Source organism: Streptomyces sp. SLBN-118, assembly GCF_006715635.1.
Lineage (GTDB): Bacteria > Actinomycetota > Actinomycetes > Streptomycetales > Streptomycetaceae > Streptomyces.
Map to the genome: position 1 here is coordinate 3846776 of NZ_VFNP01000001.1, position 16532 is coordinate 3863307.

A 16532-nucleotide genomic window follows, 5' to 3' on the forward strand; every position below is an offset into this window, starting at 1 on the left:
CTGACCGAGGCAGCGGCCTCACAAGGGAACGGGGAGCAGGCGCAGCGCCATGGGTGAGGTCTTCGCTGGGCGGTACGAACTGATCGACCCGATCGGTCGCGGCGGTGTCGGTGCGGTCTGGCGAGCCTGGGACCAACGGCGCCGTCGCTATGTGGCGGCCAAGGTGCTGCAGCAGAGCGACGCGCACACGCTGCTGCGCTTCGTCCGCGAGCAGGCCCTGCGGATCGATCATCCCCATGTCCTCGCCCCGGCCAGCTGGGCCGCGGACGACGACAAGGTGCTGTTCACCATGGACCTGGTGAGCGGCGGGTCGCTGGCACACGTCATCGGGGACTACGGCCCGCTGCCGCCCCGTTTTGTGTGCACGCTGCTCGATCAGCTGCTGTCCGGTCTGGCCGCGGTGCACGCAGAGGGGGTCGTGCACCGCGACATCAAGCCGGCGAACATCCTGATGGAGGCCACCGGGACCGGACGGCCGCACCTGCGGCTGTCCGACTTCGGTATCTCGATGCGCAAGGGCGAGCCGCGGCTCACCGAGACCAACTATGTGGTGGGTACGCCCGGTTACTTCGCGCCCGAGCAGATGATGGGCGCGGAGCCGGACTTCACTGCCGATCTCTTCGCGGTCGGTCTCGTCGCGCTCTATCTGCTCGAGGGCAAGAAGCCCGACTCCAGGGCGCTGATCGAGCACTTCGCCAACATCGGCACTCCTGGTGCCCCTCAGGGCATCCCCGAATCGCTGTGGCAGGTGCTCGCCGGCCTGCTCCAGCCCGATCCGCACGTGCGGTTCCGCACGGCCACGGGCGCGCGCAAGGCGCTCACTGCGGCTGTCGAGATGCTCCCGGAGCCCGGCGCCGACGAAGAGCCCGTCGAGATCTTCGACCAGATCGGCCCGCTCCCCGCCGGATTCGGCCCGGGCGGCCCAACGGGTCCCGCTCCGGCTGCCCAGGCCGAGCAGGCTCACGTACAGCAGCCGCTCCCTCCGTCGCAGACGGGCAGCTTCCATCTGGCCCCGCCACCTCAGCAGCCGTCCGTCCAACTCCCCTACACGGCCCATCCATCGACCCCGCCGCCGATGCCGGGGGCCTCGGAGCCGACGCCGACGCCGACTCCCACGCCTGTACCGGCGCAGAGCGGTTCCCCTCTGTACGCCCCCGCGCCCGGGCAGCCCGCGCAATCCCAGACCGCTCCGACCGCCCCGATGCAGTACGACCAAGCTCTTACTCGCGCTTACACCGCGCAGAGCCCGCAGGTTCCGCACGCGCACGCACACGCGCCGATTCCGGCGGTTGACCGCAAACGACCGGGACCGCCCCCGAAGGTCGCGGTCCCGGTGCTGCTTGTCGCGCTGCTCTGCTTCGCGGTGGGCATCTGGGCGCTGACCCAGGCTTGACCCCCGCGGTGCCCTGAACTACCAGGTGGGCGGCGGGCCGTACTGCCCGGGCGGCCGGCTCGGTGCCTGCCCCGGAACCTGACCGTGCCCACCGGGCACCTGCCCCGCCGTCGGCCCCTGCGCGGGGAACTGAGCGGCAGCATCCGTGACGGGAGCCACCGGCGCCGCCGGAGCAGGTCCCTGCGCCGGCGCCCCCGCCGTCCGCCGCCGCGCCAGCAGGGTCCACACGCCGAGCCCCAGCACCAGCACGGTCCCCGCGCCAATCCCGGCGGCGGCGACCAGCTGCATGGTGTCGCTCTTCGCCGCCTCCGGAGCGCTCTTCCCGCTGTCCGCGGCTTCCTGGTCGTCCTTGGTGACCTGGAAGTCGCCCGCGGGCCCGTTGTACGCCGGGGCGCCATTCGCCTCGCCCTCGACGTTGACGCGCAGCGTCAGCGGGACGGGCTTGTTGCCGTACTCCTTGCCGACCTCCGGGTTGAGTGTGGCCGAGAGGTAGTACCAGCCGGCGAACCGCATGGCACTCGTCGAATTCGTGGAGTCGTACCGGTTCTCGTACGCCACCGGCGGCAGCGGATCGAGTGCCATCGACTTCTGCTTGCCGTCGTAGTACACGCCCGATTCCGCGTCGACGTATCCACGGGCCGGGTTGTGCAGGGACAGCACCAGCGCATTGCTGACGCTCTTGGCGCTGTCGGGCGCCGCGCTCGTGCCGAGGTCGGCGCTGGCGAACAGCTGCTGTCCCCAGTCCACCGGCACCCGGTAGAAGAGCGTCTCGCCAGGAGTGATCTCGTCCTGCCACTCGCCTTGCTTCAAGCTCGTGGCGTCGGTGAAGCTCGTGCCGCCGTGCCGCTTCCCGGTGCCGCCTCCGGGCGCCGCGGGAGACGCGGACGGCCAGTTCTCGGGCGGCGCGGTGGGGCCTTGGGACTTCAGACCGGGCTCGGAGGCGAAACGGATCTCCACATCCCACGGCTCGTGCGACGAGGTGGCCTCGCTCGACCGTTTCAGAAGCACGTAGTACGCGCCCGCGTCCCGGCAGCTGCTGCTGCTGTCCTTCTCGATCGTCCGGGCCGCGTACGCGGCGACCGGCCTGGCATAGGAGGCCGATCCGAACTGGGCGTCCTCGTCACCGCACTTGGACGCCGAGCGGTCCTCGATGCTCACCGAGAGCTTGTCCGCGTACGACACCTTGGTCGCCAGCTTGGGTACGGCCACGGCCGAGATGTACGCATTGGTCTTGGCATCGAGATCGACCCGGTAATAGCGCTTCTCACCGGGCTTGATCGTGTCCTTGTACGTCGATCCGGCATTCAGGGGCGGCCCGTCGGTGTTGACCGCGGCGCCCGTGACGGTCTTGGCCTCGCTGTCGAAGGCGTACGGATTGGGCTCGCCGGCCGCCCATGACTGCCCGGGCAGCGCCGCCACCGCGCACATCGCCGCCATGGCCGCCATGGCCGCCAGCGTCACCCGGCCCGTGCCGCGCTGCCTCTTCACGCGCTTCTCCTTGTCCGCCGTACGAGTACGAGCACCATTCCCACGGTCGACCGCGCAGCCGGACGCCGCGACGGTCGCGGTGCCGGACCATCCTGCCCCGGCAGCCGCTTTGCTGTCTTCGCGGGCGGCCGAATCACCCTGCTTGTCCCCCTCACCCGCGCCTCCATGACGTTTGCTCTTGCAATCTATTGATTTGCTTAAGTGAACTCAAGGCCAGGAATCACGGTTGAGCAACGGCACCGTGCGGCCTGCACGAGAGGGCGGACAGCACTGAGCCCCGGCCGCTTCAGCGGCCGGGGCTCAGTGGTTACAAGACTGCTGCGTCTCACACACCCGAACCTGCGGGCACGGAGTCGGTCGCCTCCGTCCACAGATCCTGCTCGGCGCGATCCGCCTGGATCTGGCGGTACACGAGGAGCCCGCCGATGGCGGCCAGTGCGACCAGGAGAAGCTTCTTCACCGCGCGACCTCGTCTTTCCTTGACGTATGAGGACTTCTGGCGCCCGACTATACACACCGACCGATACCGATCGGTGACCTGCGTAGGACCTGCGTACGACCTTCGCGCGCCCCAACTCCGGCCCCGGACAAAGCGATCGGCCCGGACGGAGAAACTCCGTCCGGGCCGAATCAAGCTGGTGGGGCTAACAGGATTTGAACCTGTGGCCTCATCCTTATCAGGGATGCGCTCTAACCAACTGAGCTATAGCCCCGCCGCGCTGCGCGCTGACTCATGAAGATTAGCGCACGTCGGGGCCAGTCCCAAAATCGGTTGTCCTGTCTCACTCGTCCTCGGCGAGCGTGAGCTCGACGCCGCCCACGAAACCGGCGGAGAGGTTGTAGATAAAGGCCCCGAGGGTGGCCAGCGCTGTGGCCAGCACCACATCGATCACCGCGATGACCGAGGTGAAAATGAGCACCCGCGGCAGCGACAGGAACGACTGAAGGTCGAAACCATTGCTCTCGTTCGAGCCGGTTGCCTCGCTGATCGTCCCGCCGACGGTGGAGAAGACTCCCATGGCGTCCATGACCATCCACAGCACCGCAGACGCGATCACCGTGCAGATGCCCAGCGCGATGGAGAGCAGGAAGCTGACCTTCATCACCGACCAGGGATCGGCCTTGGCCACCCGCAGCCGCGCCTTGCGCGTCCGCGGCGTCGTACGGGCCCCGGTGCGCGGCCGACGTACGGCGGCGCCCGGCTGCGGCGCGCCCGGGGGCGAGGGATACGCCTGCGGCGGGTGATACGGCTGCGCCGGCTGCTGCTGGGCGGGCTGCTCGCCGCCATACGTCTCATAGGGGGGCTTGGGCCCCCGGGTGTCCGTCACCGTAACCCCCTGGGAGTCCGCGGCAGGGCCACGGGCACCGTTCGCTCCGGATGCGGCCGATCCGGCGCCCGTGGCTCCACTCACGCTTTACTCCTCGTGCTCCCCTGCCGAGGGCTCACTGCCCTCGACTACCGCCTCGGCGCCGGCCAATTCGGTCCCTTCGACCTCTTCGGCCTCGCGACCGGCCTCGGCATTACGAGCGATACCTACCACGGCATCGCGCTTGCCCAGGTTGATCAGTTGGACGCCCATGGTGTCACGGCCTGTCTCCCTGACTTCGTTGACTCGCGTACGAATCACACCGCCGCCCAGCGTGATGGCGAGGATCTCATCCGTCTCCTCGACCACCAGCGCGCCCACGAGTGAACCACGGTCTTCCACAATCTTGGCGGCCTTGATACCGAGGCCGCCACGACCCTGGACGCGGTACTCGTCGACGGCGGTCCGCTTCGCGTACCCACCATCGGTAGCAGTGAACACGAACGTACCGGGCCGCACCACATTCATCGAGAGGAGCTCGTCTCCCTCTCGGAAACTCATGCCCTTCACGCCCGATGTGGCACGCCCCATGGGACGCAGCGCGTCGTCGGTCGCGGTGAACCGGATCGACTGCGCCTTCTTGCTGATCAGCAGCAGATCGTCATCCGCCGAGACCAGCTCGGCGCCGATCAGCTCGTCGTCGCTGCCGTCCTCCGTCTCGCGGAGATTGATCGCGATGACACCGCCCGACCGTGGTGAGTCATAGTCCTTGAGCGGCGTCTTCTTCACCAGACCGCCCTTGGTGGCGAGCACCAGGTAGGGCGCGGCGTTGTAGTCGCGGATCGCCAGGATCTCGGCGATCTGCTCGTCCGGCTGGAAGGCCAGCAGGTTGGCGACGTGCTGACCGCGCGCGTCCCTGCCCGCGTCCGGCAGCTCGTAGGCCTTGGCGCGGTAGACCCGGCCCTTGTTGGTGAAGAACAGCAGCCAGTGGTGCGTCGTGGAGACGAAGAAGTGGTCGACGATGTCGTCTTCCTTCAGCTTCGTACCGCGTACGCCCTTGCCGCCGCGCTTCTGAGAGCGGTAGTCGTCCGTCTTCGTACGCTTCACATAGCCGCCACGCGTGATGGTGACGACGATGTCCTCCTCGGCGATCAGGTCCTCGATGGACATGTCACCGTCGAAGGGCACCAGCTTGGAGCGCCGGTCGTCACCGAACTTCTCGACGATGACGTTCAGTTCCTCGCTGACGATCCGGCGCTGCTTCTCGGGCGAGGCCAGGATCGCGTTGTACTCATTGATCTTGGCCTGCAGCTCGTCGTGCTCGGCGACGATCTTCTGGCGCTCCAGGGCGGCCAGTCGGCGCAGCTGCATCTCGAGGATGGCGTTGGCCTGGATCTCGTCGATCTCCAGCAGGCCCATCAGGCCCTCGCGCGCGATCTCGACCGTGTCACTGCGCCGGATCAGCGCGATGACCTCGTCGATCGCGTCCAGCGCCTTGAGCAGACCGCGCAGGATGTGCGCCCGCTCCTCCGCCTTGCGCAGGCGGAACTTCGTACGCCGGACGATGACCTCGATCTGGTGGTGCACCCAGTGGCGGATGAAGGCGTCGAGCGAGAGCGTACGCGGCACGCCGTCGACCAGCGCCAGCATGTTCGCGCCGAAGTTCGTCTGCAGGTCGGTGTGCTTGTAGAGGTTGTTCAGCACGACCTTGGCCACGGCGTCGCGCTTGAGCACGATGACCAGTCGCTGGCCGGTACGGGACGAGGTCTCGTCGCGAACGTCGGCGATGCCGCCGATCTTGCCGTCCTTGACCAGGTCGGCGATCTTCTGCGCGAGGTTGTCCGGGTTGGTCTGGTACGGAAGCTCCGTGACTACCAGGCACTGGCGGTTCTGGATCTCCTCGACCTCGACGACCGCGCGCATCGTGATGGAGCCGCGACCGGTACGGTACGCCTCCTCGATGCCCTTGCGGCCCACGACCAGAGCGCCGGACGGGAAGTCCGGGCCCTTGATCCGCTCGATGAGCGCGTCGAGCAGCTCCTCGTGGGTGGCGTCGGGGTGCTCCAGCGCCCACTGCGCGCCGGCCGCGACCTCGCGCAGATTGTGCGGCGGGATGTTGGTGGCCATACCGACAGCGATCCCCGCCGAGCCGTTGACCAGCAGGTTCGGGAACCGCGCCGGCAGAACCGTCGGCTCCTGGTTACGGCCGTCGTAGTTGTCCTGGAAGTCGACGGTCTCCTCGTCGATGTCCCGGAGCATCTCCATCGACTGCGGCATCAGCTTGCACTCGGTGTACCGCATGGCGGCGGCCGGGTCGTTGCCCGGGGAACCGAAGTTGCCGTTGGAGTCCACGAGCGGCATGCGCATCGACCACGGCTGGGCGAGGCGGACGAGCGCGTCGTAGATCGAGGAGTCGCCGTGCGGGTGGTACGTACCCATGACGTCACCGACGACGCGGGCGCACTTGTAGAAGCCCTTCTCGGGCCGGTAGCCGCCGTCGTACATCGCGTAGAGCACACGCCGGTGGACGGGCTTGAGACCGTCCCGTACGTCGGGCAGCGCACGCGAGACGATGACGGACATCGCGTAGTCGAGATACGAGCGCTGCATCTCGGTCTCGAGCCCGACGGGCTCGATCCGCAGTACCGGCTCTTCTTCTTCGGTCGTGGCGGGAGTGTTCTCGTCGGCCATTGCTGGTCTTCAGTCCTTTCGTGCGGTCAGCTGAGACCGACTCAGATGTCGAGGAAGCGGACGTCCTTGGCATTGCGCTGGATGAACGAGCGCCGTGCCTCCACGTCCTCACCCATCAGCACCGAGAACAGGTCGTCGGCCTGCGCGGCGTCGTCCAGCGTGACCTGGCCGAGAACGCGGTGGTCCAGATCCATAGTGGTGATGCGCAACTCCTCGGCGTTCATCTCGCCGAGACCCTTGAAGCGCTGGATCGAGTCTTCCTTGATCCGCTTGCCGTTCTGCTTGCCCAGCTCGACCAGGGCGTCGCGCTCGCGGTCGGAGTACGCGTACTCGAAGTCGTCGCGGCCCCACTTGATCTTGTAGAGCGGCGGGCGTGAGAGGTACACGTGCCCGGCCTCGACCAGTGGCCGCATGAAGCGGAACAGGAAGGTCAGCAGCAGGGTGTTGATGTGCTGACCGTCGACGTCGGCGTCCGCCATCAGGATGATCTTGTGATAGCGGAGCTTCTCGATGTCGAAGTCCTCGTGGACCCCGGTACCGAAGGCCGAGATCAGCGCCTGGACCTCGGTGTTCTGAAGGATCTTGTCGATCCGCGCCTTCTCGACGTTCAGGATCTTGCCTCGGATCGGCAGGATCGCCTGGTACATCGGGTTACGGCCGGACTTCGCCGAGCCGCCGGCGGAGTCACCCTCGACGATGAAGATCTCGCACTTGGTGGGGTCGTTCGACTGGCAGTCGCTGAGCTTGCCCGGCAGGGAAGCCGACTCCAGCAGGCCCTTGCGACGGGTCAGGTCACGGGCCTTGCGGGCCGCGACGCGTGCCGTCTGCGCCTGGATGGACTTGCGGATGATGTCCGCCGCCTCGTTGGGGTTGCGGTCGAACCAGTCGGTGAGGTGCTCGTGCACGACCTTCTGCACGAAGGTCTTCGCCTCCGTGTTGCCCAGCTTGGTCTTGGTCTGGCCCTCGAACTGCGGCTCGCCCAGCTTGACCGAGATGATCGCGGTCAGACCCTCGCGGATGTCCTCGCCGGAGAGGTTGTCGTCCTTCTCGCGCAGCAGCTTCTTGTCGCGCGCGTACCGGTTGACCAGGCCCGTCAGAGCGGCCCTGAAGCCCTCTTCGTGGGTACCGCCCTCGTGGGTGTGGATGGTGTTCGCGAAGGAGTACACGCCCTCGGTGTACTGGGAGTTCCACTGCATCGCGATCTCGGCCGAGAGCAGGCGCTCCTTGTCCTCGGCCTCGATGTCGATGACGGTCGGGTGGATGAGCTCGCCCTTGCGGGAGTTGAGGTACTTGACGAAGTCGACGATGCCGCCTTCGTAGTAGTACTTCACCGCGCGCGCGGGCGTCTCCTCGTCCGGCTCCTCGGGGGCGTCGGCACCTACGGTGGCCTTCGCCGACTCGCGCTCGTCCGTCAGCGTCAGGGTGAGGCCCTTGTTGAGGAAGGCCATTTCCTGGAAACGGCGGGAGAGCGTCTCGAAGGAGTACTCGGTCGTCTCGAAAATGTCCGGATCAGCCCAGAACGTCACCGTGGTGCCGGTCTCGTCCGTGGCCTCGTTCTGAGCGAGGGGCGCGGTCGGGACACCGAGCTTGTAGTCCTGCGTCCAGCGGTAGCCGTCGGTCTTGACCTCGACGGAGACCTTCGACGACAGGGCATTGACGACCGAGACGCCGACGCCGTGCAGACCGCCGGAGACGGCGTAGCCGCCGCCGCCGAACTTGCCGCCCGCGTGCAGGACGGTGAGCACTACCTCGACGGCCGGCTTGTTCTCGGACGGGACGATGCCCACGGGGATGCCGCGGCCGTTGTCGATGACACGTACGCCGCCGTCGGCGAGGATCGTGACGTCGATGGTGTCCGCGTGCCCGGCCATGGCCTCGTCGACGGAGTTGTCGACGACCTCCTGGACGAGGTGGTGCAGGCCCCGCTCACCGGTCGAACCGATGTACATGCCGGGCCGCTTGCGGACTGCGTCCAGACCCTCGAGGACGGTGATCGCGCTGGCGTCGTACGAGGCGGTTACCTCGCCGTTCCCACCGGCAGGAGTGGACGGAATGTTCTCGTTGGGGTTGCCGGAATCGGCCACGAAGCGCCCTTTCTGGCACAGCACAAGCCGTTCTCCGGGCAAGCGGGAGCGGCTGCGTCGTTCGACATGTTCCGCGGGTGGGCGGGATTATTCGTCAGTCTACCGGTACCGCCGACCCGAGTGGGGGTTTGCCGGTAGCTGAGTCCTCATGTGCCGCCCTGAACCGTGTCGGTCCGACTCCCCATATCCGGGAAGGGGCTCCAGGAGGCTCACACGGGCATTGAGCGCTTCGGGCTGTCAACCACTGGCTACGGTGAGGGACACCTCACGCGCATCGGGGGGATTGGGGTGTTACGGGATGGGCCGCGCTGCACGGGAAGCCAGGGTGAGCTGTTCACGGACCGCGGGCCGGTCCGGCCGGGCGCGCTCTGTGTCGGGGGTCACGGCGCGAAGCTGCCGACTGGGGACGGCGGGGCAGCACCCCCGGGGAGTCGGGAAGCGGCCGGGGGAACAAATCAGCCTTGAGCGAACGCCCGCTCGCCCTTGGCGGGGCCGGGGGAGAAGCCGTGGAAGGCCCCGCTCACCCGTATGTGTCGCCCGGCCCCACACTCCCCGGCGCCCGCAACGACCCGTACGTCCTCGGCGGCCCGCCCGGCCCCAGAACCTTGATCAGCCGTACCGTCCCGTGCCCCAGGTCCTCGTTCAGCCGCGCCACCAGCCGCGGCGCCAGCAGCCTCAGCTGCGTCGCCCACGCCGTTGAGTCGCACTGCACGGTCAGCACCCGCTGGTCCGGATCCTCGTCGTAGCGCAGCGGCACACAGTGGTTCGCCAGGTCCGCGCCCACGATCTGCGGCCAGCGGCCCATCACACCGCCCACCGCGGCCGGTGTCTCCCAGCCGCGCTCGGTGATCAGTCGGTTGATCGCCGCACCCAGCGGCAGCGGATCGCGCCCGTCCGCCCGCGCGCCCGATCGCAGCCCGCCACCCCGCCTGGCCTGCTTCTTCTGCTGTGCCGCAGCGCCGCGCGCCTTTGCCTGTTCCTTCGCGGCGCGCAACGCGACCCGGGCCAGGTCGACGCCCGAGGACTCGGGCACCGCCGACGGCCCGGCCGGATCCTTCGGCTCCTCGCTCATATGCGCTCCACCGTCCCGTCCGCCACCAGGCACCGTGCCCCGGCCAGTACCGCCGGCACATCGTCGTCCACTGCCGCCGTCACCAGCACCTGCTCGCCCGGAGCGACCAGTTCCGCCAGCCGCTCGCGGCGCCGCGCGTCCAGCTCGGCGAAGACGTCGTCGAGGACCAGCACCGGCTCGTTGCCCTCGGCCCTCAGCAGGTCGTACGAGGCCAGCCGCAGCGCGAGCGCGTACGACCAGGACTCGCCGTGGCTGGCGTACCCCTTGGCCGGCATCTGCCCCAGCTTGAGCACCAGGTCGTCGCGGTGGGGCCCGACCAGCGTCACGCCCCGCTCGATCTCCTGCTTGCGCACCTCGGACAGCGCGCCCATCAGCTGCTCGCACAGGGCGTCCCGGCCATGCACCGAGCCATCGCCCACATCATCGGTACCGGCTCCAGCACCGGCCGCGGCGCCGGAGGAGGAACGGTACTCCAGCGCAACCGGCCCGCCTCCCGGGGCCAGTTGCTCGTACGCCTTGTCCGCCAGCGGCTGCAGCGCCGCGATCAGATCGATCCGCCTCGCCAGCAACTCCGCCCCGGCACGCGCCAGATGCTGGTCCCACACGTCCAGCGTCGACAGGTCCATCCCACGCCCACCGTGCCGCCGCGCCATGGCCGCGGACTTCAGCAAGGTATTGCGCTGCTTGAGCACCCGCTCGTAGTCGGAGCGCACCCCCGCCATCCGCGGCGAGCGCGCCGTGATCAGTTCGTCCAGAAACCGCCGACGCTCGCCGGGATCGCCCTTCACCAGCGCAAGATCCTCCGGCGCGAACAGCACCGTCCGTACTATCCCCAGCACATCACGCGGTCTGACCTGCGAGGACCTGTTGATACGGGCCCTGTTGGCCTTCCCCGGATTGAGCTCGAGCTCGATCAGCTGGGAACGCTCGCCCTGGGTGACAGCCGCCCGGATCACCGCACGGTCAGCGCCCATCCGCACCAGCGGCGCATCGGATGAGACCCGGTGGCTCGCCAGCGTCGCGAGATATCCCACCGCCTCGACGAGATTGGTCTTCCCCTGCCCGTTCGCCCCAACAAAGGCGGTGACACCCGGGTCGAGAGGGACCTCGACCCGGGCGTACGAGCGGAAGTCGGCCAGCGACAAATGCGTGACGTGCATGGATGTACGCCGACCTCCCCCGGCTGTGACTACTTCGTGTTCTCGACCGCGTGGCCGCCGAACTGGTTACGCAGCGCCGCGATCATCTTCATCTGCGGGGAGTCGTCCTGCCGGGACGCGAAGCGCGCGAACAGCGACGCGGTGATCGCGGGCAGCGGCACCGCGTGGTCGATCGCGGCTTCCACAGTCCACCGGCCCTCGCCGGAGTCCTGTGCATAACCGCGCAGCTTCTCCAGGTGCTCGTCGTCGTCCAGCGCGTTGACCGCCAGGTCCAGCAGCCAGGAACGGATGACCGTGCCCTCCTGCCAGGAGCGGAAGACCTCGCGTACGTCGGTGACCGAGTGAACCTTCTCCAGGAGCTCCCAGCCCTCGGCGTAAGCCTGCATCATGGCGTACTCGATGCCGTTGTGGACCATCTTCGCGAAGTGGCCGGCGCCGACCTTGCCCGCGTGGACGGAGCCGAACTCGCCCTCGGGCTTGAGCGCGTCGAAGATCGGCTGAACCTTGGCGACGTGCTCGGCATGGCCGCCGTACATCAGCGCGTAGCCGTTCTCGAGGCCCCAGACACCGCCGGAGACACCGCAGTCGACAAAGCCGATGCCCTTGATGCCCAGCTCGACCGCGTGCTTCTCGTCGTCCGTCCAGCGGGAGTTGCCGCCGTCGACAACCACATCGCCCGGCTCCAGCAGCTCGGCCAGCTCGTCGATCGTGGACTGGGTCGCGGCTCCGGCGGGGACCATCACCCACACCAGGCGCGGGCCCTTGAGCTTCCCAACAAGCTCGCCGAGGCTGTGGACATCGGCGAGGTCCGGGTTGCGGTCGTAGCCGAGGACGGTGTGGCCTGCGCGGCGGATGCGCTCGCGCATGTTGCCGCCCATCTTGCCAAGGCCGACGAGACCGAGCTCCATCACAGATTCCTTACGCGTTGTATGCCGATTCGTACCCGGCTCCGAGCCTACGCCCGGCCGGTACGGACGGCTTGACGGGCCTGCTCAGGGTGAGCGGGCCCGTCAGGATCAGCCATTCGGCCGTCTTCGTCGTCTCAGCCGGACAGCCGCACGGGCATGATCAGGTACTTGTACGCCTCGTCGGCCTCGGCGTCCATGGCGGGCTTGCCGCTCAGCAGCGCCGGCTTGGTGGAGGTCGTGAACGACAGCTGGGCGACCGGCGAGTCGATGGCGCTCAGGCCGTCGAGCAGGAAAGTCGGGTTGAAGGCGATCGAGATGTCGTCGCCCTCCAGGTTCGCGTCGACGCGCTCCACAGCCTGTGCATCGTCGCTGGAACCGGCCTCCAGGATCAGCACGCCCTGCTCGAAGCTGAGCCGGACCGGAGTGTTCCGCTCGGCGACCAGCGCGACACGCTTCACGGCCTCGACGAAGGGCGCGGTCTCGATGACGGCGACGGAATTGAACTCGGTGGGGAACAGCGTCCGGTACTTCGGCAGATCGCCTTCGAGCAGACGTGTCGTGGTCCTGCGTCCGGCGCCCTCGAAACCGATGAGCCCCTCTCCGGCACCCGAGCCGGAGAGAGCGAGCGTGACCGTGTCACCGCTGGTCAGAGCCTTGGCGGTGTCCAGCAGCGTCTTGGCGGGCACCAGCGCCACTGCAGATGCTTCCGGGTTCTCGGGCTTCCACAGGAACTCACGGACCGCGAAGCGGTAGCGGTCGGTCGAGGCCAGCGTGACGGTGTCGCCCTCGATCTCGATCCGTACACCGGTGAGGACGGGGAGTGTGTCGTCACGGCCGGCGGCGATGGCGACCTGTGCCGCGGCGGAGGCGAAGACCTCACCGGGCACAGTGCCGGTCGCGGTCGGCATCTGCGGCAGCGCCGGGTACTCCTCCACGGGCAGGGTGTGGAGTGTGAAGCGCGAGGAGCCGCAGACCACGGTCGCCCGTACACCGTCTGTGGAAATCTCCACGGGGCGGTTGGGGAGAGCGCGACAGATGTCGGCGAGGAGCCGACCGGAGACGAGCACCGTGCCGTCCTCGTCCACCTCCGCCTCCACGGAAACGCGCGCCGAGACCTCGTAGTCGAAGCTCGAGAAGCTGAGGGCGCCGTCCTCCGCCTTCAGAAGAAGGCCCGCGAGTACGGGCGCCGGCGGACGGGCCGGGAGGCTGCGGGCCACCCAGGCCACCGCCTCCGCGAGTACATCGCGCTCCACCCGGATCTTCACCGGAACCGCCTCCTGCTGTTGCTCGCTCGCCCTTGCTGGCCTTCGTCGTCGGCTGTGTCGCCGGGGACCAGTCTGACGTACGGCACCGACAGTCGGTGCGGGTCGGGGTCAAGTCGTGGCAAGAGGTGTCGGGGGCTCCGGGCTCGAGTTGTGCACAGGACCCTCTTCGAAGCGAATTCCCCGGTAACTCTAAGTGGGAGTAGTAGTAGGCCCTGTGGAAACCGTGGATAACGTCGTCCGTGCAGGTCAGACCCTCTTTTTTGTCCACCGGGCCTGTGGGTGGCACCGGTGGACAACCCGGTGCTTCTGTGGACGCCCGAAAGTTCTGCACATGCGATGCACAGACGAGGGGGAGTTCTCCCCAGTGCTGTCCCCAGCTTTACCCACGTTCCCCACAGGTCAACCGACCACGTTGGTGTGACGCCTTTCACTCGACACGGTGAGCTCGAGCTTTTCGTTGCCGAACAGTGGACAGAGATGTGGAGAAGCCACGAAAACCTGTGGGCAACGCGGCTCTGCCTGTGGGCCGCCGGTGGACAATGCCGATCACGCCTTGTGGACGAATCCTGCGTCCACAGACTGTGGAGCACGGTTGGCCACAAATCCACAGCCACCTGACCTGGCGTGATGAAATCTAGGCAGCAGCCCCTGTGGACGCAGTCTGGACAACTCTCCAGTCCCCAGGCTGTGGACGGAAGATCGTCCCCAGATCTGTGGAGAACACCCTCCCGTCGCCGGGTATTCGAACACCGGACACCCGCAGGACAGGTGGGCAACCAGGTGCCGAACGCCGAAGGGCGCCCCGGAACCTCGTCCCCGGAGCGCCCTCGAAAGCCTCTTGTGCCGGTGAGCCGACCCCTTGCGTCAGCCGTTCTTGATGCGGTTGGTGAGCTCGGTGACCTGGTTGTAGATGGACCGCCGCTCGGCCATCAGCGCGCGGATCTTGCGATCGGCGTGCATCACCGTCGTATGGTCGCGGCCGCCGAACTGCGCGCCGATCTTCGGCAGCGAGAGATCAGTCAGCTCGCGGCAGAGGTACATCGCGATCTGGCGGGCGGTGACCAGCACCCGGCTGCGCGAGGATCCGCAGAGATCCTCCACCGTCAGACCGAAGTAGTCGGCGGTCGCCGCCATGATGGCGCTCGCGGTGATCTCGGGGGCCGAGTCCTCGCCACCGGGGATCAGGTCCTTCAGCACGATCTCGGTGAGCCCGAGATCCACCGGCTGCCGGTTGAGCGACGCGAACGCCGTCACCCGGATCAGCGCACCCTCCAGTTCGCGGATGTTGCGCGAGATACGGGACGCGATGAACTCCAGCACCTCCGGCGGGGCGTTGAGCTGCTCCTGCACCGCCTTCTTGCGCAGAATCGCGATGCGCGTCTCCAGCTCCGGGGGCTGCACATCGGTGGTCAGGCCCCACTCGAAACGGTTCCTCAACCGGTCCTCCAGCGTCATCAGCTGCTTGGGCGGCCGGTCCGAGGAGAGCACGATCTGCTTGTTGGCGTTGTGGAGCGTGTTGAAGGTGTGGAAGAACTCCTCCTGCGTCGACTCCTTGCTCGCCAGGAACTGGATGTCGTCGACCAGCAGGATGTCCACGTCGCGGTAGCGCTTGCGGAACGTGTCGCCCTTGCCGTCACGGATCGAGTTGATGAACTCGTTGGTGAACTCCTCGGAACTCACATACCGCACGCGCGTCCCCGGGTAGAGGCTGCGCGCGTAGTGCCCGATGGCATGCAGCAGGTGCGTCTTGCCGAGTCCCGACTCCCCATAGATGAACAGGGGGTTGTACGCCTTGGCGGGCGCCTCGGCGACCGCGACCGCCGCGGCGTGCGCGAACCTGTTGGACGCGCCGATGACGAAGGTGTCGAAGAGGTACTTCGGGTTCAGCCGGGCATGCGGCTCACCCGGGCCGGGCGCCGGCGACGGCTGCGCGCCCAGCGGTCCGGGAGCGCCCGTGGGAGTGCCGCGGTGCGGCGTCTGGTGGTCGGGCAGCTCGTGCCGCTCCGGGCGCTGCTGCTCGTACGGCTGGCGCTCGGGCGACTGCGGCTGCCGGTAGTCGTGCTGGGGCCGGCGCGGCCGGGCGGTGGCGTACGGCTCGCGCCATTGCTCCGCGGACGGATCGCGGTCCTGGAAGCCGCCGAGCCGCGGCTGCTGCCAGGAGAGATCTTCCTGCGTACGGGGCCAGGCGCCGGGTTCCGGGCGCTGCTGCTGTCGCTGCTGGTACTCGGGGTAGGCGGGGCGGACGTCCGGCAGTCCGTCGTCGCCGGGCCGGTGCCCGTAGCTGTCGTAGGGGTCGTTCTGCCGGGAGTCGCGAGGATCCTCGTGCTGCGGGCCCTGGTAGCGGGGAGCCTGCTGGGCCGGGGGCTGCTGTGATGCCGGGGGCTCGCCCACGGAGTCGTCCACCGTGATGGCGATCCGGATCGGGCGGCCGCACTCACGGCTGAGCGTCTCGCTGATCAGCGGAGCCAGCCGGCCCTCGAGCACGCGCTTGCCCCATTCATTGGGGACGGCGAGAAGCGCTGTGTCGGCCACCAGTGCGAGTGGCTGGCAGCGCTCGATCCACTGTTTGTCCTTGGGCTCGATGCCCTGCTGGCCCTCTGCAAGGAGCTGTTCCAGCACTCGTGGCCACACTGCGGCAAGATCGGCAGGTACGTCAGCCACAAGGCACGCTCTCTCGCAGGTCCCACGAATGTGTGGTTCTCGGGACGGGATGGGAAGACAGGCAGGAAAGGAATTCGAGTTCAGCCACGGTAGTCAGGGCGACCCGCGCGGTTCAAGTTGCTGTCCACAGCCTGTGCACAGTGGAGCACGCCATCATCCTGGTTTGACCGGATGGCGTAGCCGCGCGTACCGTAACCAGGTCGAGTTGTCGATGGCTGCTGCCGCCTGCCTCCGATGGGCAAAGATCACGGTCTGTGATCGTGAAGCGGTGCACTCGGGCGTAAACGCGAGCTACTCGTGGGCGCACGGTGACAGCCAGGCGATGTCCCGCCATTTACGAATCAATTCTGGAGCCCCCGAGTGAGCAAGCGCACCTTCCAGCCGAACAACCGTCGTCGCGCGAAGACCCACGGCTTCCGCCTGCGGATGCGTACCCGTGCCGGCCGCGCGATTCTCGCGAACCGCCGTGGCAAGGGTCGCGCCAGCCTGTCCGCCTGATCACT

12 protein-coding genes and 1 tRNA gene are annotated in these 16532 nt (G+C 67.8%); 2 read left to right on the plus strand and 11 right to left on the minus strand.

All coding sequences use genetic code 11. From position 1 onward, the window contains the following. The first annotated feature begins 49 nt into the window (after positions 1-49). A complete protein-coding gene (locus FBY35_RS17630) occupies positions 50-1393 on the plus strand; it encodes a serine/threonine-protein kinase (protein ID WP_142214711.1) in 1344 nt (447 codons plus the stop codon). A gap of 18 nt (positions 1394-1411) precedes the next feature. On the opposite strand, the gene FBY35_RS17635 is transcribed toward FBY35_RS17630, so the two are convergent. From FBY35_RS17635 to dnaA, 11 genes are all read right to left on the minus strand, one after another. Continuing rightward, positions 1412-2881: a hypothetical protein gene (locus tag FBY35_RS17635; protein WP_260848644.1), complete on the minus strand. Its 1470-nt coding sequence runs from the start codon at positions 2879-2881 to the stop codon at positions 1412-1414. Between the two features lie 325 nt (positions 2882-3206). Then, positions 3207-3341: a DLW-39 family protein gene (locus tag FBY35_RS36630; protein ID WP_003958712.1), complete on the minus strand. Its 135-nt coding sequence runs from the start codon at positions 3339-3341 to the stop codon at positions 3207-3209. Positions 3342-3517: 176 nt separating this feature from the next. Beyond that, positions 3518-3594 (minus strand) — tRNA-Ile (locus FBY35_RS17645). Between the two features lie 69 nt (positions 3595-3663). Then, positions 3664-4209 carry a DUF3566 domain-containing protein gene (locus FBY35_RS17650; RefSeq protein ID WP_142215127.1) on the minus strand — a complete coding sequence of 182 codons (546 nt, stop codon included), beginning with the start codon at positions 4207-4209 and terminating at the stop codon, positions 3664-3666. 87 nt (positions 4210-4296) lie between these two features. Beyond that, the gene (gene gyrA / locus FBY35_RS17655; protein WP_142214712.1) at positions 4297-6879 is read right to left on the minus strand and encodes a DNA gyrase subunit A; all 2583 of its coding nucleotides are present in this window, start codon (positions 6877-6879) and stop codon (positions 4297-4299) included. A 41-nt stretch (positions 6880-6920) separates the two neighbouring features. Beyond that, on the minus strand, positions 6921-8987 hold the full coding sequence (gene gyrB, locus FBY35_RS17660; protein WP_142214713.1) for a DNA topoisomerase (ATP-hydrolyzing) subunit B: 2067 nt from the start codon (positions 8985-8987) through the stop codon (positions 6921-6923). Between the two features lie 496 nt (positions 8988-9483). Further along, complete coding sequence (locus FBY35_RS17665) at positions 9484-10035, minus strand: DUF721 domain-containing protein (protein ID WP_142214714.1); 552 nt, start codon at positions 10033-10035, stop codon at positions 9484-9486. Continuing rightward, positions 10032-11195, minus strand: coding sequence for a DNA replication/repair protein RecF (recF, locus tag FBY35_RS17670; protein WP_142214715.1), 1164 nt, complete (start codon positions 11193-11195; stop codon positions 10032-10034). Before recF ends, FBY35_RS17665 begins: the two co-directional genes overlap by 4 nt. A 29-nt stretch (positions 11196-11224) precedes the next feature. Then, positions 11225-12103, minus strand: a complete 879-nt coding sequence (gene gnd, locus FBY35_RS17675) for a phosphogluconate dehydrogenase (NAD(+)-dependent, decarboxylating) (RefSeq protein ID WP_142214716.1) — start codon at positions 12101-12103, stop codon at positions 11225-11227. A gap of 134 nt (positions 12104-12237) precedes the next feature. Beyond that, positions 12238-13368, minus strand: coding sequence for a DNA polymerase III subunit beta (gene dnaN, locus FBY35_RS17680; RefSeq protein ID WP_142214717.1), 1131 nt, complete (start codon positions 13366-13368; stop codon positions 12238-12240). Positions 13369-14232: 864 nt separating this feature from the next. Further along, positions 14233-16029: a chromosomal replication initiator protein DnaA gene (gene dnaA / locus FBY35_RS17690; RefSeq protein ID WP_142214718.1), complete on the minus strand. Its 1797-nt coding sequence runs from the start codon at positions 16027-16029 to the stop codon at positions 14233-14235. Positions 16030-16389: 360 nt separating this feature from the next. Here dnaA and rpmH point away from each other — a divergent pair, with 360 nt between their 5' ends. Then, positions 16390-16527 (plus strand): 50S ribosomal protein L34, encoded by a 138-nt coding sequence (rpmH, locus tag FBY35_RS17695; RefSeq protein ID WP_006381191.1) that lies wholly within the window; start codon positions 16390-16392, stop codon positions 16525-16527. Positions 16528-16532: the final 5 nt, after the last annotated feature.

Coding starts and splice junctions, on each gene's coding strand:
- recF (WP_142214715.1), bottom strand. CDS start 11,195: ATGCACGTCACGCATTTGTCGCTGGCCGACTTCCGCTCGTACGCCCGG.
- FBY35_RS17665 (WP_142214714.1), bottom strand. CDS start 10,035: ATGAGCGAGGAGCCGAAGGATCCGGCCGGGCCGTCGGCGGTGCCCGAG.
- gyrA (WP_142214712.1), bottom strand. CDS start 6,879: ATGGCCGACGAGAACACTCCCGCCACGACCGAAGAAGAAGAGCCGGTA.
- gnd (WP_142214716.1), bottom strand. CDS start 12,103: ATGGAGCTCGGTCTCGTCGGCCTTGGCAAGATGGGCGGCAACATGCGC.
- FBY35_RS17630 (WP_142214711.1), top strand. CDS start 50: ATGGGTGAGGTCTTCGCTGGGCGGTACGAACTGATCGACCCGATCGGT.